20 protein-coding genes and 1 tRNA gene are annotated in these 25,597 nt (G+C 33.1%); 14 read left to right on the forward strand and 7 right to left on the reverse strand.

The window, feature by feature from the left end; translation table 11 throughout:
* Window positions 1–21: 21 nt before the first annotated feature.
* Window positions 22–1,200 carry an acyl-CoA dehydrogenase family protein gene (locus QBK95_RS20330; protein ID WP_280936390.1) on the reverse strand — a complete coding sequence of 393 codons (1,179 nt, stop codon included), beginning with the start codon at window positions 1,198–1,200 and terminating at the stop codon, window positions 22–24.
* Between the two features lie 386 nt (window positions 1,201–1,586).
* On the opposite strand from QBK95_RS20330, the gene QBK95_RS20335 reads away from it, so the two are divergent.
* The gene (locus tag QBK95_RS20335) at window positions 1,587–1,898 is read left to right on the forward strand and encodes a hypothetical protein (protein ID WP_280936391.1); all 312 of its coding nucleotides are present in this window, start codon (window positions 1,587–1,589) and stop codon (window positions 1,896–1,898) included.
* A gap of 110 nt (window positions 1,899–2,008) precedes the next feature.
* On the opposite strand, the gene QBK95_RS20340 is transcribed toward QBK95_RS20335, so the two are convergent.
* Genes QBK95_RS20340 through QBK95_RS20350 form a run of 3 tightly spaced genes read right to left on the reverse strand, consistent with a single transcriptional unit; the run spans window position 2,009 to window position 3,795 of the window.
* Complete coding sequence (locus tag QBK95_RS20340; protein WP_280936392.1) at window positions 2,009–2,722, reverse strand: tRNA1(Val) (adenine(37)-N6)-methyltransferase; 714 nt, start codon at window positions 2,720–2,722, stop codon at window positions 2,009–2,011.
* 6 nt (window positions 2,723–2,728) lie between these two features.
* Window positions 2,729–3,253: a ribosome maturation factor RimM gene (gene rimM / locus QBK95_RS20345; RefSeq protein ID WP_280936393.1), complete on the reverse strand. Its 525-nt coding sequence runs from the start codon at window positions 3,251–3,253 to the stop codon at window positions 2,729–2,731.
* A gap of 14 nt (window positions 3,254–3,267) precedes the next feature.
* Window positions 3,268–3,795, reverse strand: coding sequence for a 30S ribosomal protein S16 (locus QBK95_RS20350; protein WP_280936394.1), 528 nt, complete (start codon window positions 3,793–3,795; stop codon window positions 3,268–3,270).
* A 352-nt stretch (window positions 3,796–4,147) separates the two neighbouring features.
* Between QBK95_RS20350 and QBK95_RS20355 the strand changes: the two genes are divergently transcribed.
* Both QBK95_RS20355 and QBK95_RS20360 read left to right on the forward strand, forming a co-directional pair.
* Window positions 4,148–5,029 (forward strand): DUF6252 domain-containing protein, encoded by an 882-nt coding sequence (locus QBK95_RS20355; RefSeq protein ID WP_280936395.1) that lies wholly within the window; start codon window positions 4,148–4,150, stop codon window positions 5,027–5,029.
* Between the two features lie 492 nt (window positions 5,030–5,521).
* On the forward strand, window positions 5,522–6,832 hold the full coding sequence (locus QBK95_RS20360) for a hypothetical protein (protein ID WP_280936396.1): 1,311 nt from the start codon (window positions 5,522–5,524) through the stop codon (window positions 6,830–6,832).
* Between the two features lie 90 nt (window positions 6,833–6,922).
* On the opposite strand, the gene QBK95_RS20365 is transcribed toward QBK95_RS20360, so the two are convergent.
* Window positions 6,923–7,879: a bifunctional helix-turn-helix transcriptional regulator/GNAT family N-acetyltransferase gene (locus QBK95_RS20365; protein ID WP_280936397.1), complete on the reverse strand. Its 957-nt coding sequence runs from the start codon at window positions 7,877–7,879 to the stop codon at window positions 6,923–6,925.
* 206 nt (window positions 7,880–8,085) lie between these two features.
* Between QBK95_RS20365 and dnaE the strand changes: the two genes are divergently transcribed.
* Window positions 8,086–12,471, forward strand: a complete 4,386-nt coding sequence (gene dnaE, locus QBK95_RS20370; RefSeq protein WP_280936398.1) for a DNA polymerase III subunit alpha — start codon at window positions 8,086–8,088, stop codon at window positions 12,469–12,471.
* Between the two features lie 81 nt (window positions 12,472–12,552).
* Here the strand turns inward: dnaE and QBK95_RS20375 are convergent, their stop codons facing one another.
* On the reverse strand, window positions 12,553–14,103 hold the full coding sequence (locus QBK95_RS20375) for a thiol-activated cytolysin family protein (RefSeq protein WP_280936399.1): 1,551 nt from the start codon (window positions 14,101–14,103) through the stop codon (window positions 12,553–12,555).
* A 311-nt stretch (window positions 14,104–14,414) separates the two neighbouring features.
* Between QBK95_RS20375 and QBK95_RS20380 the strand changes: the two genes are divergently transcribed.
* The 5 genes from QBK95_RS20380 (at window position 14,415) to QBK95_RS20400 (ending at window position 19,324) form a co-directional block, all read left to right on the forward strand.
* Window positions 14,415–16,298, forward strand: a complete 1,884-nt coding sequence (locus tag QBK95_RS20380) for a tetratricopeptide repeat protein (RefSeq protein WP_280936400.1) — start codon at window positions 14,415–14,417, stop codon at window positions 16,296–16,298.
* Window positions 16,299–16,351: 53 nt separating this feature from the next.
* Window positions 16,352–17,581 carry a multiheme c-type cytochrome gene (locus QBK95_RS20385; RefSeq protein ID WP_280936401.1) on the forward strand — a complete coding sequence of 410 codons (1,230 nt, stop codon included), beginning with the start codon at window positions 16,352–16,354 and terminating at the stop codon, window positions 17,579–17,581.
* 200 nt (window positions 17,582–17,781) lie between these two features.
* Window positions 17,782–18,099 (forward strand): thioredoxin, encoded by a 318-nt coding sequence (trxA, locus tag QBK95_RS20390; RefSeq protein ID WP_027394894.1) that lies wholly within the window; start codon window positions 17,782–17,784, stop codon window positions 18,097–18,099.
* A gap of 135 nt (window positions 18,100–18,234) precedes the next feature.
* Entirely contained in the window at window positions 18,235–19,164 is a 930-nt protein-coding gene (locus QBK95_RS20395; protein WP_280936402.1) for a DUF58 domain-containing protein, read from the forward strand.
* A gap of 86 nt (window positions 19,165–19,250) precedes the next feature.
* A tRNA-Asp gene (locus QBK95_RS20400) sits at window positions 19,251–19,324 on the forward strand.
* A 569-nt stretch (window positions 19,325–19,893) separates the two neighbouring features.
* Here QBK95_RS20400 and QBK95_RS20405 read toward each other — a convergent pair.
* Complete coding sequence (locus QBK95_RS20405) at window positions 19,894–20,394, reverse strand: DUF456 domain-containing protein (protein ID WP_280936403.1); 501 nt, start codon at window positions 20,392–20,394, stop codon at window positions 19,894–19,896.
* Window positions 20,395–20,675: 281 nt separating this feature from the next.
* Between QBK95_RS20405 and QBK95_RS20410 the strand changes: the two genes are divergently transcribed.
* The 5 genes from QBK95_RS20410 to ruvC all read left to right on the forward strand — a co-directional run bounded on the left by QBK95_RS20410 (window position 20,676) and on the right by ruvC (window position 25,569).
* Window positions 20,676–22,781 carry a peptidylprolyl isomerase gene (locus QBK95_RS20410; RefSeq protein ID WP_280936404.1) on the forward strand — a complete coding sequence of 702 codons (2,106 nt, stop codon included), beginning with the start codon at window positions 20,676–20,678 and terminating at the stop codon, window positions 22,779–22,781.
* A 24-nt stretch (window positions 22,782–22,805) separates the two neighbouring features.
* Window positions 22,806–23,177, forward strand: a complete 372-nt coding sequence (locus QBK95_RS20415) for a BlaI/MecI/CopY family transcriptional regulator (protein ID WP_280936405.1) — start codon at window positions 22,806–22,808, stop codon at window positions 23,175–23,177.
* Window positions 23,164–24,348, forward strand: a complete 1,185-nt coding sequence (locus QBK95_RS20420) for a tetratricopeptide repeat protein (protein ID WP_280936406.1) — start codon at window positions 23,164–23,166, stop codon at window positions 24,346–24,348. Before QBK95_RS20415 ends, QBK95_RS20420 begins: the two co-directional genes overlap by 14 nt.
* A gap of 133 nt (window positions 24,349–24,481) precedes the next feature.
* A complete protein-coding gene (locus QBK95_RS20425; protein ID WP_280936407.1) occupies window positions 24,482–24,961 on the forward strand; it encodes a hypothetical protein in 480 nt (159 codons plus the stop codon).
* Window positions 24,962–25,011: 50 nt separating this feature from the next.
* On the forward strand, window positions 25,012–25,569 hold the full coding sequence (gene ruvC / locus QBK95_RS20430) for a crossover junction endodeoxyribonuclease RuvC (RefSeq protein WP_280936408.1): 558 nt from the start codon (window positions 25,012–25,014) through the stop codon (window positions 25,567–25,569).
* Window positions 25,570–25,597 lie beyond the last annotated feature (28 nt).

The raw sequence follows: 25,597 nt of genomic DNA on the forward strand, positions 1-25,597 counted from the left end.
TCTTTATTTATTTTTCTTCTATTATTTAAATGCTGGAATTCCAGTAATATCCATTCCTGTAATCAGAAGATGAATATCATGTGTTCCTTCATAAGTAATTACACTTTCCAGATTCATCATGTGTCTCATGATACTATATTCTCCTGTGATACCCATTCCACCCAAAATCTGCCTTGCTTCTCTAGCAATTTTTATTGCCATATCTACATTATTACGTTTTGCCATAGATATTTGAGCAGAAGTAGCTTTTCCTTCTTCTCTTAAAACTCCTAATCGCCATGCAAGCAACTGCGCTTTTGTTATCTCAGTGATCATTTCTGCAAGCTTCTTTTGTTGTAGCTGTGTTCCTCCAATTGGTTTATCAAACTGAATTCTTTCTTTAGAATAACGTAAAGCAGTATCATAACAATCCATTGCAGCTCCAATCGCTCCCCAAGCAATACCAAAACGAGCTGAATCCAAACAACCTAAAGGTGCTCCTAATCCACTTTTTCCTGGTAATAGATTTTCTTTAGGAACTTTTACATTATCAAAAATTAGTTCGCCTGTTGCAGATGCACGAAGAGACCATTTATTATGTGTTTCTGGAGTAGAAAAACCTTCCATACCTCTTTCTACAACTAAACCGTGAATTCTTCCTTCTTCATTTTTTGCCCAAACCACCGCAATATCTGCAAACGGAGCATTAGAAATCCAAAGTTTAGCTCCATTAAGCAAAAAGTGATCTCCTTTATCTTTAAAATTAGTGGTCATTCCACCAGGATTAGAACCATGATCAGGCTCCGTAAGACCGAAACATCCCATAAATTCTCCAGAAGCCAACTTAGGTAAGTATTTATTCCTTTGTGCTTCACTTCCATATTTCCAGATAGGATACATAACTAAAGAAGACTGTACCGAAGCAGTGGATCTAACTCCAGAATCTCCTCTTTCTATCTCCTGCATTATCAAGCCATAACTAATCTGATCTAGTCCAGCACCTCCATATTGTTCTGGGATATATGGGCCAAACGCCCCTATTTCTGCTAATCCTTTAATGATTTGATTAGGAAACTCTGCACGTTGTGCATATTCTTCTATTATAGGAGACACTTCTCTTTTTACCCAACTACGAGCTGCATCACGAACCAATTTATGTTCGTCTGTTAAAAGGTCATCTATATTATAATAATCTGGTGCTTCAAAAAGATCAGGCTTCATTAGATTTCGTATTTATTTTTTAAACTATTTTCAAAATTATCATCGTTAAACTACAAACAAATGTAATTAATGAAAAAAGAGCAACCAATTTTTTTTGACTTCTTAAAATATATTCTAAATCATTGAGGATATTCTATACCATAATTCGAAAAATAGAAGGTAATTATTTGTTGACTTTGGTGATTTAATATGCAACAAGATTTGTGGATAATTTCCGCATTTCAGCACCGACTTCCACACATTTTAGAGAACCTTAACAATATTAATATTTTATTTAAAACACTGTTTTACAGCGCTTTAATAGTCATGTAGCTGTGTAAAATTTGATGGCACAATTATTCCTTCTACTTAAGTAAATTAAAGAATAATTAAAACCTAAAAACGAAATGAGAAAATTATTTGTATTGCCAGTATTAGCGTTTGGACTTTTATTAGGAACGCAAAGCATGAATGCACAAGAAACATCTTCTGATGAAACTGTAGAAGTTACTACTCAGGAAAAATATATCGAATTAGCAGTTGAAAACTTACCTCAACCAGTACTTGATGCTGTAGCCAGAGATTTTAAAGGTGCTACAATCAGTAAAGCTGCTGCCAAAGAAGATGCTTCTGAGTTTAAGTTAGAACTTACTAAAGAAGATGGAGAAACTGTAGAGGTTTTCTGTGATGCCGAAGGAAATTGGGTCACTAAAGACTAATTACAGTAAACATCTTAAGATCGTTAATTTATAGTCTTATAAATTAAACTTCGTAGAGTGATTAAATTTGGAAAAAGAGAGGATTATATAATTCTCTCTTTTTTATTTCATTACATCTTTAGATAAAACTCCTTAGTAAGTTTGATATAATCCTCTGTATAAAGATGTCTTTGATTTTCTATAATCAATTCATCAATTGCTGGATCAATTTGATCAAAACCGAATATCAACATACTCCTTTTTATTTCTGAAGAAGGATTTCCTTTTACTCTTGTAATTTTTTGAACAAACAATCCAGTTTTCTTTGCGATCTCTATTACGTTATCCTCTTCTTTATAAGGAAGTATGATTGCAAATCTACCTTTCTCTGAAAGTAAGTGAGCTGCTCCTATAAAAAGATGTTCAAAAGGTAACGCATCTTCAAATCTTGCAGTATCACGACTTGCATTAGATGTTTTATAATCATCTGTATAAAATGGAGGGTTACTAATTAATAAATCATACGTATCATCAATCTCCTGAAAAAACTCCTGAAAAGAAGCGTGATAGCAAAACAGTCGATCTCCCCAATCCGAGGACTCAAAATTTTCAACAGCCTGTTCATAAGCATTGTCATCTATCTCAATAGCATCTATAGTCTCTGCATAAGAACGCTGAGCCATCATTAAGGCAATCACACCTGTTCCAGTTCCTATATCTAATATAGAATTCACTTCATCAGATAAGGGAGTCCAGGCACCTAGCAAAACTCCATCTGTACCAATTTTCATTGCACAACGATCCTGATGTATTGTAAACTGTTTAAATTCGAATGGGTTAGACATGTGTTTTTAGAGATAAAGATCGATCAAGCCTTCTGGAGTATTTACATAAACCGTATTAGTTTCTCTATCCACTTTATCTATAAATTCATCATTCATTGGTATCAATATTTCAATCCCATTGCGATCAATTTCGAAAAGCGCTTGAGCTGTACTGTCGTTAATATGCTTAATTACACCAACTTCTCCATAAGAATGATCAACGATTTTAAAACCAATTACTTCATGAAAATAAAATTTATCTCCTTCAAGTTTCGGCAATAGATCTAACGGAAGGTATATTTCCGCTTTCATCATATCGTCTGCATCTTCTTCTGAATCCACATCTTCAAATTTTACTCTAAGCAAATCACTTTTATGCAGTGAACTTCTTTCAATAAAAAATGGAACCAGATTTTTGTTATAATTAACAAAAACCGATTCCATTTTCGCATAACTTTCGGGCTCATCAGTGTCAAGTTTAATCAACACTTCACCCTTAAAACTAAATTTGCTTACGATTTTGCCTAGATAGAAGCAATCTTCTTTCTTCATCGTCAGTAATGCAACTATTCTTCCTCGTTGCTAGCTTCTTCAGTTACTTCTTCTTCTGTAGCTTCTGCTGCCACTTCTTCTGCTTTTGCAGCTGCTTCTGCAGCATCAGCTTCACGCTTAGCATTTACTTCTTTTTCTGCAGCTAGTGCTTTTGCTTTTGCATCAGCTTCTGCTTTTGCTAAAGAATCTTTCTTAGCATTAACAGTACCTGATTTTTCTTCTAACCAAGCATTGAACTTTTCTTCTGCTTGCTCTTCAGTTAAAGCTCCTTTTCTAACTCCACCTGCAAGGTGATTTTTAAGCATTGCACCTTTATAAGATAAAATAGCTCTAGCAGTATCCGTAGGCTGCGCTCCATTTTGTAACCATTTTACAGCTCCATCAACATTTAAGTCAATCGTTGCTGGGTTAGTGTTTGGATTGTACGTACCGATTTTTTCTAAAAATCTACCATCTCTTTTTGATCTAGCATCTGCAGCTACGATCCAGTAAAAAGGTTTTCCTTTTTTACCGTGTCTCTGTAATCTAATTTTAACAGACATATTAATTAATTTTTGGGTACTCGACCCCGTTTATAATTTAAGTGCGCAAATGTAATCATTTTTAGCAAATTAGCATCAAAATCCTTTCCCTTTAATTGCATATAATAAATTAGACCATAATACAGTCATCAAATTCATTCATTTTTGAAGTTTAAATAAACGGTAAAAACTTACTTTTAATACTTATAAATATCAATTTTGTGTATTTCATCGATGTTTTTTTGACATTAATCGTCAAAAAAAGTGATTTTTATTGCAAAAAAGTTGTTTTCTTAAAATTTTCCTTATATGTTTGTACCTGAATATGTTATTATGGTTTTGCCGTAATGATGTTTTTTAAAGCCCCAAACGTATGATTAAAAAAATTACCCCACTATTGGCAGTAATCTGCCTAATTCTAAATTCCTGTACTACAGATATTGAGGTAAACACTCCAGCGCTACAGGCAACCATAGACGGAAAATTATTCAAACCTGATATCAAAAAAGCAATTATACATGATGATGGTACATTAGTAATTATAGGAAATACTGATACAGAATCTATAAGTTTTACCACTTCTTCAACAAATGTCGGAACTTACAAAATAGGACAACAAGCTATAAATGAAGTAAGTTTTAAGAATGATAACTCAAAATTCATTTCTGAAAACGGTATTAGTAATGGTGAAATTGTAATTACAGAAATTCATAATAACCTGGTTTCTGGTAATTTTTATTTTCAAGATTTGAAAAGTTCGAATGGAAAATCCATGAGTTTTCAAAATGGATGGTTTTATAGGTTACCTATAGAAAACTTTGTCCCTGAAATTGAAGAACCAGAACAAGAAGAAGTAGTTATAACAGTTGATGATGAAGAAGAGGAAGAAATCAACCCTTGTTTACTAAACGCATCTCTTACTGCTTCCATCAATGGAGTAGAAATGATCACAGATGATCATGATGCCATTCCATTTGGAGTGAATACTCCTTCTATTTTAATTAAAGCAAGTAATGAGACTGAAGAAATAACACTAGTCTTCCCAATAGTTGTTACAGTTGGAGAGCATTCTTTAACTGGATCTGGAGCATATAGTGCTTCTTATAGCTATAATAATGATAAAGCATCTGCAATATCAGGAAAACTTACAATTGCTTCGCACGACACAGAAAGCAAATGTATTAGCGGGAGTTTTGAGTTTACCACAACAAGTGGTGTAACTGTTACTAAAGGACTTTTTGATTACGGATATTAATCACAACTCAACTATAATTAGCGAAAGCGTTCGTCTTTAATATAAAGATGAACGCTTTTTTTTATTTTTTCAGAAACTAAAACTTTGCTACCACTCTAACTAATGTGCAAGAATTATTCCTTTTAAGTCTTTAATTACATAAGCATGTCTGCTCATAAATGTTAGCTAGCTAACATTTATGAGCTGTAATACTCCTTCCGATAATGTTATTGTTTCGTTAATTAATTATAAATAATTCTATAATACTGGTTGTTTTTATAACAAAAACAATTCTACCGTTTCGCAGGTTAACTCCTTTTAAAACAGCACTTTTTTTCATCTATCAGATTGTTCTTGTAGATAGATTTTATCTATTTAACAGTTTTTTTGCTTTGTAAGTACAAAATAATACCAGCGTCTCAATTTATATCAAACAAAACTCACGTTTTTGATTCACAAAACAATTGGCCAACTGTTTTCTTTTTAGGATATAAACATTTAAAAACACAAAAAATGAAAAATTTAAAAACAATATTTTTAAGCTTGTTAGTCGCCTCATTACTGGCAGCTTGTAATGATGATGATGATTCAATAATCATAATAGACCAACCAGACACCCCATCTGAAGCTAGTTTATTATTAGAAAGTATTAGGCAAGATGGAGGAGTTCCGTATGACGTAAATAATCCAGCCCTCACATTTACTGCAGAACAAAACGTTTTCTTACCAAGTATATTAGGTATTGATTATCGAACAGATAGATCGCTAGTTCCAGCTGGACCTACAGCGAGATTCCCTATGTTTAGGGGCTGGGAAACTACCTCAAATGGTCCTAGACAATGCTATTATGTAATCACAGAATCATCTGATAGAGAAATGGCAAGTGCATTGGGTGTTATTTTTGCTCCAAGAATGGCAGATGCTATAGGTTCTGGAGGTGAACAAAACGCAACTTGGACAGATGACGGAAGGCTGGTTTTTGAAGGGTCAGTAGATTTTTCACCTAAAAGATCTTTGGTTGCTGGAGGTGCAGATGGATTATTATTTGGTTTTCCTCCTGCAGAAGTAAATCCAGGCGCTATTGCAGACTCAGCATGGTCATCCTACGTGGTTTTACCTAGTGGTGTAGTAATTAATGCCCAAATGGTAGCAAATAGCACAGGAATCCACGATAGAATTCCTCATCCAGATGGTAATACAGCTGCTCAAGAAGATGATTTAAACAATCCAAATCTTGCCGCAGATCAAGCATCGGTAGTAATGCAACTTTTAGATGGATGGCAAGACGGAAAACCTTATTACTTTCATATCGTAACCGATACTTCAGACCCAGGTCCAGCTACTATTGAATTAGGAGTATTTGCTCCAAGATTAGCAGAGTTACCAACATTTGGATTATTTCCTGGAGGTTCTATGTTACCTTTCAGTCCAACAGCAAATGGAAGAACTACAGATACTGGTGACGGTTTTGGAGTACAAGGCTTAAATTCGGCTTCTTTAAGTGATCGACAGGTACAAGATCCAACAAATACTTTCCCTATTGATCCTAGTGATGAACGTTATGCTCCAATGTGGGATGCACATATTACTGAATTTACAGTTCCTGAATCAGAGCGCCCAATTCTAAGAAGTTTTGATCAAATAAATCAACTTTTAGCAGATGGCACTTTAATTCCTTTTAGAGGTAATGCTAATCCAACTCCTTTAGCAAACTCATTATCTGATTTACTAACTGCTACAGGAGCAATTATTAACTGCCCAGTAATTACACAACCTGAAGCAAGTGTAATAGGCACCCAAATCGGTTCTCCTCGAAATAATTAACACTAATAGTAATTAAGAAAAGGGCTTTTCTTAATTACTATTAGCATTTTGAAAAAGCTTAGTTACAATATCTGCAACTAAGCTTTTTCATCATTTATTCAGATCCAACTCCATCTGAATATTGCAACGAGCATAGGGAGTAGGATTACCTACAACTTTATTAAATCCTAATTTTTGGTACAAATTAATCGCTGGAGTTAATACAGTATTACTTTCTAAGTAAATCTTCTTAGCATTTTGAGACACAGCTTTTTCAATTATAGCTTTTCCTAATATCCAACCAATTCCTTTTCCTTTGGCTTCTGGAGAGACTGCCATCTTTGCCAGCTCAAAATCATATTCAGAATCAGTCATTTTTATCAAAGCGCATACACCTACAGGTTTTTTATTATATAAAGCAATTAAAATATGACCTCCTTGATCCAAAATATAACTTTTAGGATTTTCCAATGCTTTCAAGTCCATTTCTTCCATCTTAAAATAATGATTTATCCATTCTTCATTTAACCGTTTGAATACCTCTTTATATTTTTCTTCATAAGACACAATCTTTACTTTTCCAGACTCTCGTTTCTTCTTTTGCTCAACAACCCTTTTTAATAACGATTTATTGTCAAGTAAAAACTCAAATTCCCCAATCGCATTCCACATATTATGCTTTGTCTGATCCAATATATCATCAACTGCACTTTGTACATCAAAGCATTGATCCTCCATTCTTATGGCTAAACTCTTACCTTTGGTAGTAAGCATTATGTTATTCTTTCTTCCGTCATTTTCATCTTTCTTTTCAGAAACAATTCCATCCCTAGACATCTCTCGAACTATTTTGCTAACAGAAGGATGAGAATGCCCTATTTTCTTAGCAATAGCAGTAATCGACATCTCATTATTTTGCGACAAAACGTAAAATACTGGAAACCATTTTGGTTTTAAACCTACTCCGTACAACTCATAAACTTGTCTGGCATCTTCAGTGATTCTCTCACTTAGCATTCTCAATCGACTTCCTATTGCCATCGTGCCTATTGTATCAAAAAAATCCATATCTAAATCTATTTACGTAACCAATTACGTAAATGTATTGATTTATTTATTATTCTCAAAATGCGTTTCATTTTTCAATTAATAATATAGGGTACTTTTGATAGTTGATAATTCTGGATAACTTTTAGCGCTTCTAACCTATCATTTTACCTATTTTTGAAAATCGCTTCCACTGGAAGATGAAACTTTCTCGAAACTGATTTTTTATGTATTTAATTTTTGATACCGAAACTACAGGTCTACCTAAGCGTTGGGATGCTCCCATAAGTGATTCAGACAACTGGCCAAGATGTATCCAGATTGCCTGGCAGTTACATGATGAAATGGGAAACTGCATTGAACATCAGGATTACTTGGTAAAACCAGAAGGTTTTAATATTCCTTACGATGCTGAAAAAATTCATGGGATCTCTACAGCATTGGCAGATCAAGAAGGTATCACTTTAGCTGAAGTTTTAGAGAAATTTAATATTGCGTTATCCAAAACCAAATTCGTTGTAGGTCAGAATGTAGGTTTCGATGTTAACATTATGGGAGCTGAGTTTTATCGGCTTGGTATCCAAAATCAACTACAAGAACTACCTGTTCTTGACACTTGTACAGAAACCACTGCTAGTTTATGTCAGATTCCTGGAGGTCGTGGAGGAAAGTTTAAACTTCCAACGTTAACAGAACTACACGAATTTTTATTTGGAACTGCATTTGGAGAAGCCCATAACGCAACTGCCGATGTAGAAGCTACTACAAGATGTTTTCTGGAATTAATTCGTAAGCAGGTATTCACACAAGAAGAACTTGATGTATTACCTGATTATTTTCAGAATTTTAAGGAGGTTAACAAAGAACCTATTCAATTAATAGGACTTAAACACATAAACCTAAAAAAAGCCTCTCAAAAAATCCAAGAGGCATTAGATCAACAAGGTAGCTCTGATATTTCTCAGCAAGAAATCAAGGACAATATTGCAGCACTAGATGCTGTTAACTTTGCACATCTTCACAATCATACTCAGTTTTCAGTGCTACAATCAACAACGAGCATTCCTGATTTAGTAAAAGAAACAGCAAAGCATAAAATGACTGCAGTTGCGATGACCGATCATGCCAATATGATGGGTGCATTTCATTTTGTATCTGCAGTTACTAATCATAATAAAAGTGTAAAAGCAGCCAATCAAGAAGCTGTTGAAAATGGAGAGGAACCTACAGGAGTAGAAATAAAGCCTATCGTTGGTTGTGAATTCTTTGTTTGTGAAAACCATACGGATAAATCTAGAAAAGACAATGGTTATCAAATTGTATTACTCGCAAAAAATAAAAACGGGTATCATAACTTAGCAAAAATGTCTTCTATAGGTTTTGTAGATGGATTCTATTATCTACCAAGAATTGACAAAGAGGTTATCAAGCAGTATAAAGAAGATATCATTGTACTTACTGGTAATCTATATGGTGAAGTTCCTAGTAAAGTATTGAATATTGGTGAAAAACAGGCGGAGGAAGCTTTGTTATGGTGGAAAGAAGAGTTTGGAGATGACTTATACATCGAGATTATGCGTCATAATCAAGAAGATGAAAATCGTGTAAATCAAGTTTTGATAGACTTCTCCAGAAAACATAATATAAAAACCATCGCTTCGAATAACACCTATTATTGCGAGAAAAAAGATGCCAATGCACATGATATTCTTTTATGTGTAAAAGACGGAGAAAAACAAGCAACTCCAATAGGGAGAGGAAGAGGATATCGTTACGGATTACCTAATCAAGAATATTATTTTAAGTCTTCTGAGGAGATGAAAAATTTATTCAAAGATCTTCCCGAAGCCATTATCAATATACAAGAGGTAATTGATAAAATAGAACCTTTTGTGCTTGCTAGAGATGTTCTATTACCCGCCTTTGACATCCCAGAAGAATTTCAATCTGAAGAAGATAATATCGATGGTGGTAAAAGAGGAGAAAATGCATACCTAAGACATATAACATACAAAGGTGCTAAGATAAGATATGGAGAAATTACTCCCGAGATTGATGAACGATTAGATTTTGAGCTTAAAGTAATAGAAAACACAGGATATCCAGGATATTTCCTGATTGTGGAAGACTTTATTCGAGCGGCCAGAGATATGGGCGTTTCTGTAGGCCCTGGACGTGGATCTGCAGCTGGATCTGCGGTCGCGTATTGTCTATGGATTACCAATCTGGATCCTATTAAGTATGACTTGCTTTTTGAGAGATTCTTAAATCCAGATCGTGTAAGTATGCCTGATATTGATATCGATTTTGATGATGAAGGACGAGGACGAGTAATGGATTATGTAATCGAAAAGTATGGAGCTAATCAAGTAGCACAGATTATTACCTATGGAACCATGGCGGCAAAATCTTCTATTAGAGATACTGCGCGAGTATTGGATCTTCCACTTGGAGATGCGGATAGAATAGCAAAGCTAATTCCTAATATGTCCAAACTGGGTAAAATCTTTGGGGTAGACGAAGCTGTATTAAAGAAAAAGTTTAGAAGTGACGAATTAGAAAAAGTAAATGAATTACTCAATATTGCAGAAGGTAGCGATCTCGAAGCAGAAACACTGAATCAAGCCAGAGTACTGGAAGGCTCTGTTAGGAACACAGGTATACATGCTTGTGGAGTTATCATTACACCAGATGACATTACTAAATTTGTTCCTGTTGCGTTAGCAAAAGATTCTGACATGTACTGTACTCAGTTTGATAACTCGGTAGTAGAAAGTGCAGGTTTACTAAAAATGGATTTCCTGGGATTAAAGACGTTAACTTTGATCAAGGATACCGTTAAAATTGTAAAAGCAAAACATGGAGTAGAACTTGATCCAGAGAATTTTCCTTTAGATGATGAAGAAACCTATGCTTTATTCCAAAGAGGAGAAACAGTTGGGGTTTTCCAATATGAATCTCCTGGTATGCAAAAATACATGAAGGAATTAAAGCCTACTGTATTTGCAGATCTTATTGCAATGAATGCTTTATATCGACCAGGACCACTAGAATACATTCCGAGCTTTATTAATCGAAAACACGGTACAGAAGAAATAATATATGACCTTGAAGCCTGTGAAGAATATCTAAAAGAAACCTACGGAATCACGGTATATCAGGAGCAAGTGATGTTACTGTCTCAAAAACTTGCAGATTTCACTAAAGGTGAAGCCGATGTACTTCGTAAAGCGATGGGTAAAAAGCAGAAAGCTGTTCTGGATAAAATGAAACCTAAATTTATTGAGCAAGCTGCTGCCAAAGGTCATGCAGAAGATAAATTAGAAAAAATCTGGAAAGATTGGGAAGCTTTTGCAGCCTATGCCTTCAATAAATCTCACTCTACTTGTTATGCATGGATTGCTTACCAAACGGCATATCTAAAAGCTCATTATCCTGCAGAATATATGGCTGCCGTGCTTTCTAATAACATGAATGATATCAAACAGGTTACTTTCTTTATGGAAGAATGTAAACGTATGAAATTAGAAGTGTTAGGACCTGATGTTAATGAATCCTATAGAAAATTCTCGGTAAACAAAGATGGAGCCGTACGGTTTGGTATGGGCGCGATTAAAGGTGTTGGTACAGGAGCTGTAGCCACTATTGTCGAAAACAGAAAAGAAGATGGCCCATATAAATCCATTTTTGATATGGCGAAACGTATAGATTTACGTGCTGCCAATAAAAAAGCTTTTGAGAGCTTAGCACTAGCTGGCGGTTTTGATTCTTTTAAAGAAACTCATAGAGGTCAATATTTTTATCAAGATGGAGATAGTATTACATTTCTTGAAAAAGCCATGAAATATGGATCCAAATATCAAGAAAATGAAAACTCTTCTCAGGTAAGTTTATTTGGTGAAGCTAGCGATGTTCAGATTCCCGAGCCAATTGTTCCTCCTTGCGAAGAATGGGGAACGATGGAAAAACTTGCTCGAGAAAAAGAAGTTGTGGGGATTTATCTCTCTGGGCATCCACTTGATGACTTTAAATATGAAATGAAATATTTCTGTAATGGAACTTTGCTAAATTTTGCTGATTTAGAAAACAACCTGAATCGCGAGATATCATTTGGTGGTGTAATTACTGGAGTAGAACATCGAACTTCTAAAAACGGAAAAGGTTGGGCTACTTTTATTATTGAAGATTATAATACAGCTCATGAGTTTAGAATTTTTGGAGAAGATTATTTGAAACATAGGCCATTTTTAGTACAAAGTACGTTTGTCTATGCAAAAGCTTTTATTAAAGAAGGATGGGTAAACAGAGATACTGGCAAAAAAGGTGACCCAAGAATACAATTTAATAGTTTCCAATTATTACATGATGTGATGGAAACCTATGCTAGAAAACTAACTATACAATTAGATATCAATACACTATCTGACAAAAGAATTGATGACTTAAAAGAACTATTAACAGAACATTCTGGAAACCACACCTTAAACTTTGTGATCTTCGAAATGGCTGAAAAACTTAAATTACATATGCCAAGTAGAAAACAGAAAGTAAATATATCCCCAGAATTACTTGCAGCTCTTGAAAATGATTCTGTCTATTATAAACTTAATTAATAAAAAATACTAAAAGCCGGCATCAAGTTGTTGAATCACAACTTACGATGCCGACTTTGAAAAGAGGTGAATCTATCTTTTTTATTGACAAGCTCTTACTTTTACTTCAAGCACGTCTCTATAAGATTCAAAGCAATCTTCATAATCATGGACATGACCACCAATATTATCGACTAATTTGCTCTCATAACCACTATCTCCAAACCTATCTCTTTCTACATGGTAAAATATATCATAGGCTCCATTTGGCGGAGTAATTGCTGTTTTAGCTCCGTCGGTTGTATTAAATTTCCAATCAATTTTATCATAAGAGACATCGTTAGTAAGATTGTTCTTATACTCTATCCCAACTCTAAAATTATCTGCCAAATTATTTGTAAATATTATTTGATTGTGTGTAACACCTACCTTAGTACAATTTAAAGCTACATAATTTGTTGAATATCCCATTTTTGCTAAACTATTATCTTTTAAGAATCGTATGGTATATGCAATAGGAACTCCTGGATTATTTCTACTGTATGTTGCATTTTCACCTTTTATGATGGTTTGCAGGTCTCCAAAATTTTGTGCAGACACGGCTTCAGAAGCTACTGCAGCATTTCCTCCTATAGTAACGGTAGTAATATTAGATTCATTCAAGATTTCTTTATACTTTGCCTCTACGGTTCCAGAAGCACTGGTTACACCACTAGCATAGTTAAAAGCACCTGTTAATTGAGCCTCTGTTGCTTCTGCCGTAGTCTCCATTCTAAACATAATAATCCTACCGTAATTTACCGAATGTACATATGCTGGTGGTGTACTAGAATTAAATGCATTCTCAACTTGTGCTAATGATACATCCGCTCCAAATACAGCTGCTGGATTATTTGGTGTATCCATCGTTATTGTATAAAAAACTTGCTTAAATACCATGATAGCTACTCTTCTGGTCGAAGTGGTTTCATAATTAAATTGCGCAGATACATCTCCAGTCGCCCACTCTGTATTCATACCTACTTCTAAGCTCATTTGTTTAGAACTATACGAAGTGCTTGCAGCATAAGAAGAATTAGATGGGTTTGTGTATCCTTCGTCATAGGCATTGGCATTCCAATATTCTAATGCTTCATCAATTTTAGCTTGTACATTAGAATTTATTGGATCTTCTACTCTAATATTTCCTGCTTCACCAATACCTGGCAGATCTAAACGGATTGTCATTGGTGCCCTACCTAAGGTAAATGCTTCTGGCAAACCATCTCTCATAGATTCATTTCCAACCACTAATGCTCCTGGCCAAATGATTCCTCTAGTTGGTCGTAGAATTGCCACATCCTCAAAATTCGCTTTAAGATTATAATCTACACGAACACAGGTTGTTCTTTCGCCTTCTAAAGAGGTTACATCAGTAGTTGTTTCACCTGGCGTTTTCAATAATGCTTCTCCACCAGTTTCTTCAACACCCAATAACTGATTAGCATCATAATCAAGATTATTAATAAAATCATTAATAGTATTCGCTTCGGGATTAATTGGTTCTCCTGGAATAGGATCTTCATCCTTACTACAAGAGCTGCACGCAATACAAGAACATATTAAGCTAATTAATATAAACGCTTGGGGCATTTTTAAAATTGAAGTTTTCATGATTTATGTTTTTATTGATTCAACGAGTCAAAACTATCCGAAAAGTTGTGTAACCCCTAATTTTAGGTATGGACAAAGTATGGACAGCCTCTAAAAATCAATCAATTACATAAAACCACTTACCACATTCAATTACGCACTTACTTTAAATGTTTTCTTAGTATTTTCAATAGGTAGCAAGAATTAATAGTGGGGAAAAATCAATTTCAACAACCTTTTCACTTTAAAAAAGATCATTCCTAATCTGGACAACCCTCTATTATTATAGTAATTTATTAAGTAACTTAGATGGTAACTAAACGACCATTTTTATGAAATCTTCAGCTCTAATAAGTGTAGTTTTTCTTTTATTTTTTCCAAAAGTAGTCTTCACCCAAAATCAAAAAATGATTGACAGTCTTATTAAAGTTTATGATTCGCTGCCTGATAGTTATGAAAAAGTGATGACTTCTGCCAGATTGTATTATCAGGAAGTATATACAAACCCTCAAAAAGGCGAAAAACATGCGAGAAACTCGATTAGCATATCAAAGAATATAGATTATCCTTCTGGAGTAACTGTTGGTAATTATCATTTAGGTGTTTATTTCTATTTAATTCATCAACTCGACTCAGCAAAATTCTATTATAACAAAACATTAGATCTTGCAAAAGCATCAGAAGATCGTGTCATGATCTCTAAATCGTATTCTGAGCTTGCTCAAATTGCTCAGGATGAAGGAAATTTTGACAAAGCACTGGATCTTAGGGATTTTGCTAACGAAGAATTTAAAAAAGCAAATGATTATTTAAACTATGGCATAGGTATAGGAAGTAAAGCTATCATCTATAATGACAAAGGCGACTTCAAAACAGCTGTAGAACAGAGTTTATTAGCATTAAGAATATTAGACACGATCGATCGTGAGCCATATAGAAAAGCAGATATAAACTCCCAAATAGGAGATATTGAAGCAAGACGACACAATCTTCTTCAAGCAATACAATATTATCAGGATGCTTTAAAAATCTATACAGAAACTAATGATAACATTTATATAAGTAATACGCATATTAAAATTGGAGAATCTTACCAAAGTCTTGGCAAACTGGACAAAGCAAAAGAACATATCGAATTGGGTTTACATATAGCCATTAAGTATAATATAAAAGATAATATAATGAATTCTTATGCTGGGCTTGGAGAACTACTTGCGCAGGATGGAGATTACGAAAAAGCACAAGATTATTTAAAAAAGAGTCTGAAATTAAGTGTAGAAAATGAGTTTTCGACGAACCATATATCTATTCTTAATACAATGGGGTTTATCTTAACCAAAAAAGGAGACGGTAAAAAGGCGTTAGAATTTTTAGAAAATGCAATCCAAAAAGCAGATTCAATGGGAGCAAAAAACGAACTTAAAAACGCCTACCAACAAAGAGCAGATACCTATGAATTATTAAAAGACTACAAAAATTCCTTATCAGATACGAAACAATATATCCAGTTATCAGATAGTCTAGATAATGTCGCTAAATCTAAACAAATCGAAGAGCTAAAAATTACTTATGAGACTGAGAAAAAAGAAGCGGCAATTGCTTTACAAAAAGAAGAAATAAAAAATCTAAATCAACAGGTAGAAATCAGTAATCTTCGTAAAACGTTATATGCAGGAGGAATGATTTCATTTATTGCAGTTTCGGGATTGTTATTCTTTGGATTTAGACAGCGTATAAAAAAGAATAAAATAGCACGTGAAAAACAAGAAGAAATATACAAACGAGAAATTGAATTTAAAAAGAAAGAGCTTACTTCACAAACACTCCATTTAGTACAAAAAAATAGCTTTATTCAGGAATTAAAAGAAAACCTCGAACGCATTAAAAATTCTCCTGAGCTTTTTAAAGTAGAATTTAGACGTTTAGTGCTACTTCTAAAAAAAGAAAGTGCTGAAGACAAGGATTGGGAAGTGTTTAAATCATACTTTGCCGATGTACATAATAATTTTGATCATAAACTTAAGTCGATCTATGATCAAATATCTGAAAAAGAAATACGACTAGCCTCTTTCTTAAGAATGAACCTTACTACTAAGGAGATTGCAACCATGCTCAATGTTTTGCCTGATAGTGTTCTGAAATCAAAATATCGATTAAAAAAGAAACTAAACCTTGATAAAGAAACAGATTTATACCAATTCTTAAATACTTTATAAACTAGCCTGCTTTAAAATTATCTTATCTTGTAGAAAAACCCATATCATATAATATGCAAAAGAATACTTTATATACTATACTGATAAGTATTATCATTCTTGGCATCTTATCTTATTTCGTTTTACGGACAACAAAATCGAATACTGTTGAGTATATAGCTATTACTCCAATAGCAACTCATTCTAATGGAATGGAATTTATTGATTCTTCAACGTGCGTAGATTGTCATCAAAAAATAGTTGAGGAGCATTATAAAACCGCTCATTTCAATTCTTTCCAACCCGTAAACAAAAATACCATCAAAGGAAGTTTTCAAAAAGGTGAAAATACATTAATTCTGAATAAAGATGTTACTTTTCACTTCGTAGAAAAAGATAGTGCCTTTTATCAAGAACCTATATTTAATAATCAAAATACGCCTTTTTATTCAGCTAAGATGGATATTGCGGTAGGATCTGGGACCAAAGGACAATCATATCTGATGTGGAACAATAATCATTTATTGCAATTACAAGCTTCTTATTTCACTCCTACAGACAGTTGGATCAATAGTCCTGGCGCTCCAGATCAATTAGCTCCAGCTAGACCTGTATTAGAACGTTGCCTAGAATGCCACACTACCTTTGTACAAAATATTTCTGGTAATAAAAAAGGCAATCAGTTTCATAAAAAAAACATAGTATATGGGATTGATTGCCAACGTTGTCATGGACCTGTACAAGATCATGTGAAGTATCACAAACAACACCCTAAGGATAAAACAGCTAAACATATTATACAATACAGTTCCTTATCTCGTCAACAACGATTAGACGCTTGCGCCCTTTGCCATTCTGGTTTAAGAACAGAAACAACAGAGCGAGCTTTTTCTTATATGATCGGGGATACACTAAAAAAGTTTTCATTCCCTGATTATGATGAATCTAGTTTAGAAGAATTAGATGTACACGGAAATCAATATGGTTTATTGAAAGCTAGTAAATGTTTTACAAAGAGTAATGCTCTTGATTGCATCACTTGTCATGATCCACATAAAAAAGAAAGAGGAAATTTCTTATCATTTAATCAAAAATGTATGAATTGTCATGCTTCATTGAAAAAAACTGTACAATGTTCTGGAGACAAAAACAACATTGAGAAAATGAACAACAACTGCATACAATGTCATATGCCTTTGGTAAAAAGCAAAACAATGAAAATACAAATCCCTAAAGGAGATGAAATCTCAGTAGATGTAAGAACGCATTTAATAGGGATTTACAATAAAGAAGATCAGCATTAATCTTTTCTTGAAATTCTATTATTAAAAACTAAAAGATTAAAGCAATTGTTCTTTAACAGCATTATTTAATACTATATTTGGTATCAATAAATTTGATGACCCTATAGTCAAAACAAATATTCTGACTGTAAGCTTTAGAATAATTATTGACTAATTTTGTGAAATTAACATAAAACAAGAATTTTAAAAAATAGATAACTATGGCATTAGAAATAACAGATGCTACTTTTGATGAAGTAGTACTAAAAAGTGACAAACCAGTATTAGTAGATTTTTGGGCGGCATGGTGTGGTCCTTGTAGAATGGTAGGTCCAATTATTGAGCAAATCAGTGAAGAATATGATGGAAAAGCTGTGGTAGGTAAAGTTGATGTAGATGCTAATCAGGAATTTGCCGCAAAATATGGTGTGAGAAATATTCCAACAGTATTAGTTTTCCAAAACGGAGAAGTAGTTGGTCGTCAAGTAGGTGTTTCTCCTAAAAATGTATATGCAGAAGCTTTAGATTCATTAATCTAAAACTGCCTTAATAATTTCAAAAAACGGTTTGGCTTATAGTCAAACCGTTTTTTTATGAAATAAATTAGTTATCCGTATATTGTTTCCATTATTAATATATAATATAAATCTTTTTACAAAAGGACAGTTGGGGTTATGAATATCCAAAATGAAATTAATAAAACAGGAGGCTTTACCAATCTTGAACTTTTAGCTAAACAAGTAGTAGAAGGTTTTATTTCAGGAATGCACAAAAGTCCTTTTCATGGATTTTCTGCAGAATTTGCAGAGCACAAAGTCTATAACAATGGTGAGAGTACTAAACACATCGATTGGAAACTCTATGCCAAAACAGATAAACTTTTTACAAAAAGATATGAAGAAGAAACTAATCTAAGATGTCATATTATCATTGACAACTCATCTTCTATGCACTATCCAAAGGTACAAGAGCACCATCTGGGATCATTAAACAAAATTAGCTTTTCTGCACTGGCAACGGCATGTTTAATGAATATTCTAAAAAAACAAAGAGATGCTATTGGCCTTAGTATTTATAGTGATACATATGATTACTATACTCAGGAAAAAGGTAGTGAAAGACATCATCAGATGCTATTAAGTAAACTTAGTCAAATAGTTACCACTACTACCAAATCCAAGAATACAGACACCTATACTTTTTTACATCAGATAGCAGAAAAAATTCATCGCAGATCGCTAATTTTCTTGTTTACTGATATGCTACAAGCTACCTCAAGTCCAGAAAAATTGTTTGAAGCATTAAGACATCTTAAATATAATAAACACGAAGTAGTGCTCTTCCATACATTTGACAGTACTAAGGAATTAAACTTTGATTTTAATAATCGCCCTACTCGATTTGTGGATGTAGAAACTGGTGAGCATGTAAATCTGTATGCGGACAATATCAAAGAAAATTACCAAAAAGCTGTTTCCTCTTATTTTTATGATCTTAAATTGAAATGTTCTCAATACAGAATAAAATATGTAGAAGCAGATATCACTAAAGATTTTGACAAAATTCTTACCACCTATTTAGTTGAAAGGCAGAAATTTGTATAAAAGAATAAAAATTAAGTCAAAAAAAATCGAAAAAACATTTGTGAGTATTAAAATGAGGTGTATATTTGCATCCGCAATAAGGCAATGGTCTGGTAGTTCAGTTGGTTAGAATACCTGCCTGTCACGCAGGGGGTCGCGGGTTCGAGTCCCGTCCAGACCGCAAAATTGCAAAAGCTTCAACTACCATTGAAGCTTTTTTTTGCAATTAACAAAGTTGTGTTGTCCCACGCCTATTGCGTGGGTGGTTTAGTAGTAAACCGATGAGAAGCTTTTCCTGAAAACGGAGAGGCTTTTTTTAATTTACATATATCCCTTCTTCAATACTGTATCCTTAATTATGAGATTACAAAACTCAGCAGCTATTTGATCACCTCATTATACTTTTATTTCGACCACCAAATTATAAACCGCAAAAGGGATGTCCAAAATGATGTTATAACAGAATTGTAGTATTAAACCTACAAATATTTACAAAAACCCTCCTAAATATGTTAAAATGCATTTTTTCATAGATAAAATACACAAAAAGTTTGGTTGTTACGATTTTTATTGTATCTTTACAAAGTGAAAATGAGTTAGTGCTTTCATTATCCCCAAGATGAAAGTTTTTATAAAAAGTGAGTTTTAATTTTAGAATAAGCCCCTAAATTAAGATGATTTGTGTGAAGAAAAAGAGCGTGGAGACGCTCTTTTTTGTTTAATGCTATTTTTAGGATCAACGAGATCATTTTAGAACAACTCTCCCCAATATTCCCATACTTTGTTTACATACAAAATAACAAAAGCGATAGACACGATAAACTTTACAAAGGTCCCTGCAAGAAAACCTAGAAAAGAACCAAAAGCCGCTTTTAAAGCCTTAGAAGCATCATTACTGTCTTTAATAAGCTCTCCGATAAAGGCCCCAGCAAAAGGACCAATAATAATTCCAAATGGACCTAAAAAAAGTAACCCTAAAATAAGTCCTACCGAACTACCGATCATTCCATACTTTGTTCCTCCGAAACGTTTTGTTCCCCATGCAGGAACAATATAATCAAGAATCCACACGAATACTGCAATACCCAAAGTAACTCCTAAAAACGTCCAATTTTGTGGGATAACTTTGGTAAAGTGTAAGATTAATAACCCGATCCAAGAAGTCATAGGGCCTGGTAATACTGGAAGAAAACTTCCTACAATACCCACAAGGCACAAAATAAAACCAATAATTACTAAAGCTATATCCATAATTACTTAATTAGACTACACTTATTGCATTTTGTTACTAATTCTACAATATTAGTTAACACTCGTTTTTAATCAAACTTTATTTTTTTAACTAAAAAGTTAGTTAAAACGAAAAAATGTTTATATTTGCTATTCAACTAAATTCTTAGTTAAAAAATAAAATTGTCTAAGTAATAATATTGGGGTCGTCAATCTGAGTCTGTTTATCCTATATAAAATGATACTAATACACAGACTCAGTATTGACTAAAACTCTGATAATTTTTAACCAAAAAAAAGATATGCTTCAATACATTATTCAAACCGTATTATTTCAGCTAATATTTTTATTAGCCTATGATTTGTTTCATAAAAAAGATACTTTTTTTACTGTTAATAGAGTATATCTTTTAATTAGTTCATTACTCTCAATGATACTACCATTACTTAAAGTAAAAACTATTCAGGAAACCATCCCGGATAACTATGTAATTGATTTACCTACTGTTTTTATTGGAGAACGTGCCATAAGTAATAATACCATAGAAGTTGCTAATTCAGCTTTAACCCCAACCTTAGACATCAATTGGTGGATAGTGCTTTATACAATTGGTGTTTCGGTTATGATATTTCTGTTTATTAGAAAAGCCTTAATCATTCGATCTTTAAAGAAAAATTCTATCAAAGGGAGTATCAACAACTATCCAGTAAGAGTATTAAAGAACAGTAAAGATGCCTTTACTTTTTGGAACACCATATACGTCGGAGATCAACTATCTGATACTGAAAAAAATCAAATTCTGGTTCATGAGATTGTACATCTTAAACAAAAACACACCCTAGATCTTATTTGGTTTGAGATCATTAAGATCTTTTTCTGGTTTAACCCTATGGTGTATATCTATCATTCCAGAATAGTCACTTTACACGAGTATATTTCTGATGCGTCTGCAATCAAACTATTAGGAAAACAGGAATACTATGAACAATTACTTAATGCAAATTTTCAAACCAAAAATGTAAAGTTTGCTAATAACTTCTTCAATCATAAATTACTTAAAAAAAGAATCATCATGCTTCAAAAAACGAAATCAAAAGCTAATGCTAAACTTAAATATTTAGCAATAGTTCCGTTATTGGCTATTATGGTAACATTTACTGCTTTTTCGCAGAAAGCAATATCTCTTGCCAACATTTCGAGTGAAAAAATCAAAGAAGAAATACAGGAATTAACCAATAAATTTTCTAAAGCAGAAGAAAACGCTAGAATTCTTCAGAAAGAAAAATTAGCTGCTAGTACTGAGGTTGATAATACCAATAATGAAGAAACGAATACCAAGGTGGTAGAAAAAAAGTCGAATCCAGCGGTTATACAGAAACCTACTTCTATTCAAACAACAAAAGATTCTTTATCTAAGTCAGATCAAAAAATTGTAAAGAAACTTCTTGAGATCAAAGAAGATGTTATCAAAAACGGAAAAAGTTTTGCCAGCCGTGCTGTGTTATATTCTGAAGATCCAGGATCAAAAGGTAATGGAGGATACTATTTAGTAAATAAAGACGATCCTTTTCATGAGAGTTTCAAAAATGTTGTTTTCAGTCTTAAAGAAGGAGAGATATCTGATCCTTTTAGAACACCATTTGGATGGCACATTCTAACAGTAGAAAAAATACAGTCAGAAGGAGTCGGTATTCGACATATTCTTATGCTTTTGGAACCAGAAGATGTTCCTTTTGCAGCAGTAGATAAAGTACCGACTACCGAAAAATGTAAGGATCTTACAGATAAAGAGTTAATTAAAAAATGTGTATCTGATGAAATTAGTCAATTTGTAAATAGAAACTTTAATATCAAAATTGCAGAAGAAATTGGATTGTCAGGAATAAATAGAATTTACGTGCGATTTAAAATTAATACAGAAGGACAAATAGTAGATATCCAATCTCGTGCTCCTGCGCCAGAATTGGAATTAGAGGCCACAAGGGTAATAAAATTACTTCCTAAAATGAATCCTGGAGAGTCCAAAGGAGAAAAGGTTAATGTCTTGTATTCATTACCTATCGTATTTAAAATAGCACCAAAGTCTAAAGAAACTATAGAAAAGGAACAAGCAAGTGTTACAGAAAATGAAGTCTTGACCGAATCTTTGTCTTTTATGACGGGCCATGAGGTGAAAAACGGATATTATCTGGTTACTAATATTTTTAAACGCAAGAACTATTTTGAAAGAGGAATGGCTAACCTAAAAAAGAAAAAGCTTGACCCTAAGTTTTTTAGAAACCCAAAAGACAGATACATTTATGTGTATTTAGAAAGATATGATACTCTAGAAGAAGCAAAAAAGATGTTGTTTTCTGATTTCGACAATCGATACAAAGGAGACATGTATATCCTTAAAATTCAATAATCAAAGAAAATAATATTTAGACAAATGAAACAACTCACCAAAGCAGAAGAAGAAGTAATGCAACTATTATGGGAGCTTGGAGAAGGTAATGTAGCCGCTATTATAGATAAAATGCCAGAACCAAAACCAGCCTACAATACAATTTCTACGATCATTCGAATTCTGGAAAACAAAGAATTTGTTTCTCATCGCAAACAAGGCAAAGGGTATGTATACTTTCCTCTAGTTAAAAAAGAGGAGTATAGTAATCAATCATTAAACAAATTAATGAACAACTACTTTAATGGATCTTTTAGGAATATGGTCTCCTTTTTTGTTAAGAAAAATGATATGAATATTGAAGATTTGGAAACCATTCTTAAAGAGATTAACAAGAAAGATAATGGCAGCGTATAATCCGATAAAATTCCATTTTTTAATAATTATTTTATTAGTTTTTATAGAAACTGAAGCACAATCTTCAGCTTTAAAAACGGCAGATAATTTTTATGCACTTGGTAATTATTCGGAAGCGATTAAAAACTATGAAAAAATAATCCCGAAGGATCAATATATATTCTTACAAATAGCAAAGGCTCATAAAGCAAAAGGCACCTATCTTAACGCATTAACATATTATGAAAAAGCTGTTATTAGTAATCCTTCTTTAAGCTCTGCAAAACTTGAATACGCTAAATTATTGATGACTACCAATAAGATTCAGAAAGCTGATAGTGTATATTCAGAATTGGTCCTGCAACATGATAAAAATCCCAATTTTCAATATCGATTAGGGTTGGCAAAGAAAAAGCTTAAAGATTCTACCGCAATCACCTATTTTGAAGAAGCTTTTAGACTTGATAGTACACACCAAAAAAGCTGTTTTGAAGTTGCTATGTATTATCTCAAAAAAAGAAAATACAACAAGGTTTTCGATACCGCAAATAAAGGATTGGCATCTTATCCCGAAAATCCCGAATTGATCAATGTTCTTGGTCAAAATTACCTCTTGAGACAATATTATGAAGAAGCAATTCCTTATTTTGAGAAATTAATCTCATTAGGATATAGTAACGAATTTATACACGCTTCACTGGCCTTATGTTATCATAAAAACTACGATTATGAATTAGCGATTCCGCAATATCAAGAAGCGTTAAATTACAATGATAAAATCCCTATTAGATATACGCGATTAGCAGAAGCTTATACAGCGGTCAAAAATTACGAAATGGCTTTAGATAGCTATAGAGCTGCAATAGCCTTAAAAGATCTACCAATAGAAGAAGATTTATTAAACATTGCGATGATGTACAGACACCAAAAGCAATGGGAGAAGGCAATACAGCAAGCAAAAGTTGCACTTAAAGAAAACCCTAATTATGCTAGAGCACAGTATCAATTAGCTGCATTTGCCGATGCATACTATAAAGATCCACAAGTCAAATTAGATTACTACAACGTATTCATTAAGAAATTTGGTGAGGATACTAGTAAAAAGAATTATTTTAATTTCATTGTTAAAAGAAGAATCGCTCAACTTGAAGAAGAAATAGAAACCAGCAAAAAAAAAGCTGAAAAGAAATAATATTTTTCAAAAACCCATTCTTTTTTTACAACAACACACAAATCATTATTCCATACGTTGTTTTGAATAAAAAACTTTAATTTTATACCCTCTGAAAATACATACTATATTTTTGCAGTGCATAAAATTATCTATGATTAAGAAGATTTGTTATATATATGTTTTGATTTTCGCAACGTATTCTTGTGACAACATAGTTGTCAAAAAAGAGAGTAAGGAAACATTTATTGAAAAAAAATGGGCAGAAATTGACACTAATGACGTAGAACAACCTCCCTTATTTAAAGCATGCAAATTTGTATCAGAAGAAGAGCTAGAATCTTGCTTTAGAAATACAATTACACAACGAATTATGGGTCATTTATCAGATCAAACAATCGTTGTAAATGAAGCTATCAATGATACTGTTTGGATTCCTTTAATCATTACTAACAAAGGTAAAATAACATTGGATAATTTTACTTTGCCCGAAATTATTACTTCTCAAATTCCAGATTTCACATACTTAATAGAAGAAAGCATTGATAATCTCCCTAAAGTTGCACCTGCACATACGCGCGGTACTCCAGTAACTACGAGATATAAGCTACCTCTTGTAATTAGCATCGATTAGAACATATTTCTTGTCGTTAATTGTTTAGTTTTGTAAAAACTCATGGGTAATTGGAAAACGAAAAAATAATATTAGGTATTGACCCAGGAACCACAATTATGGGGTTTGGATTGATAAAAGTAGTTAAGAAAAAAATGTCCTTTCTACAACTTAATGAGTTGCAGTTGGGTAAATATGACGATCATTACCTAAAGCTTAAATTAATTTTTGAGAGAACCGTAGAACTGATAGACACCTACCATCCAGATGAAATTGCAATAGAAGCGCCATTTTTTGGTAAAAATGTACAATCTATGCTTAAACTTGGTCGCGCTCAAGGAGTGGCTATGGCTGCTGGATTAAGCAGAGAAGTTCCTATTACAGAGTATTCTCCAAAAAAAATAAAAATGGCCATTACTGGTAATGGTAATGCTAGTAAAGAGCAGGTAGCAAAAATGCTACAAAATCTTTTACAACTAAAAACATTACCGAAAAACTTAGATTCTACAGATGGATTAGCAGCAGCTGTTTGCCATTTCTACAATATGGGTCGAGCAGATATTGTTGGTAAAAGTTACACGGGTTGGGCAGCTTTTGTAAAGCAAAATGAAAAACGTGTAAAAAAGTAATTATTAATTATGATGTATGGTTCTTAGA

Source organism: Aquimarina mycalae (assembly GCF_029906345.1).
Taxonomy (GTDB): Bacteria; Bacteroidota; Bacteroidia; order Flavobacteriales; family Flavobacteriaceae; genus Aquimarina.

Coding starts and splice junctions, on each gene's coding strand:
- QBK95_RS20330 (WP_280936390.1), bottom strand. CDS start 1,200: ATGAAGCCTGATCTTTTTGAAGCACCAGATTATTATAATATAGATGAC.
- QBK95_RS20335 (WP_280936391.1), top strand. CDS start 1,587: ATGAGAAAATTATTTGTATTGCCAGTATTAGCGTTTGGACTTTTATTA.
- QBK95_RS20340 (WP_280936392.1), bottom strand. CDS start 2,722: ATGTCTAACCCATTCGAATTTAAACAGTTTACAATACATCAGGATCGT.
- rimM (WP_280936393.1), bottom strand. CDS start 3,253: ATGAAGAAAGAAGATTGCTTCTATCTAGGCAAAATCGTAAGCAAATTT.
- QBK95_RS20350 (WP_280936394.1), bottom strand. CDS start 3,795: ATGTCTGTTAAAATTAGATTACAGAGACACGGTAAAAAAGGAAAACCT.
- QBK95_RS20355 (WP_280936395.1), top strand. CDS start 4,148: ATGATTAAAAAAATTACCCCACTATTGGCAGTAATCTGCCTAATTCTA.
- QBK95_RS20360 (WP_280936396.1), top strand. CDS start 5,522: ATGAAAAATTTAAAAACAATATTTTTAAGCTTGTTAGTCGCCTCATTA.
- QBK95_RS20365 (WP_280936397.1), bottom strand. CDS start 7,879: ATGGATTTTTTTGATACAATAGGCACGATGGCAATAGGAAGTCGATTG.
- dnaE (WP_280936398.1), top strand. CDS start 8,086: ATGTATTTAATTTTTGATACCGAAACTACAGGTCTACCTAAGCGTTGG.
- QBK95_RS20375 (WP_280936399.1), bottom strand. CDS start 14,103: ATGAAAACTTCAATTTTAAAAATGCCCCAAGCGTTTATATTAATTAGC.
- QBK95_RS20380 (WP_280936400.1), top strand. CDS start 14,415: ATGAAATCTTCAGCTCTAATAAGTGTAGTTTTTCTTTTATTTTTTCCA.
- QBK95_RS20385 (WP_280936401.1), top strand. CDS start 16,352: ATGCAAAAGAATACTTTATATACTATACTGATAAGTATTATCATTCTT.
- trxA (WP_027394894.1), top strand. CDS start 17,782: ATGGCATTAGAAATAACAGATGCTACTTTTGATGAAGTAGTACTAAAA.
- QBK95_RS20395 (WP_280936402.1), top strand. CDS start 18,235: ATGAATATCCAAAATGAAATTAATAAAACAGGAGGCTTTACCAATCTT.
- QBK95_RS20405 (WP_280936403.1), bottom strand. CDS start 20,394: ATGGATATAGCTTTAGTAATTATTGGTTTTATTTTGTGCCTTGTGGGT.
- QBK95_RS20410 (WP_280936404.1), top strand. CDS start 20,676: ATGCTTCAATACATTATTCAAACCGTATTATTTCAGCTAATATTTTTA.
- QBK95_RS20415 (WP_280936405.1), top strand. CDS start 22,806: ATGAAACAACTCACCAAAGCAGAAGAAGAAGTAATGCAACTATTATGG.
- QBK95_RS20420 (WP_280936406.1), top strand. CDS start 23,164: ATGGCAGCGTATAATCCGATAAAATTCCATTTTTTAATAATTATTTTA.
- QBK95_RS20425 (WP_280936407.1), top strand. CDS start 24,482: ATGATTAAGAAGATTTGTTATATATATGTTTTGATTTTCGCAACGTAT.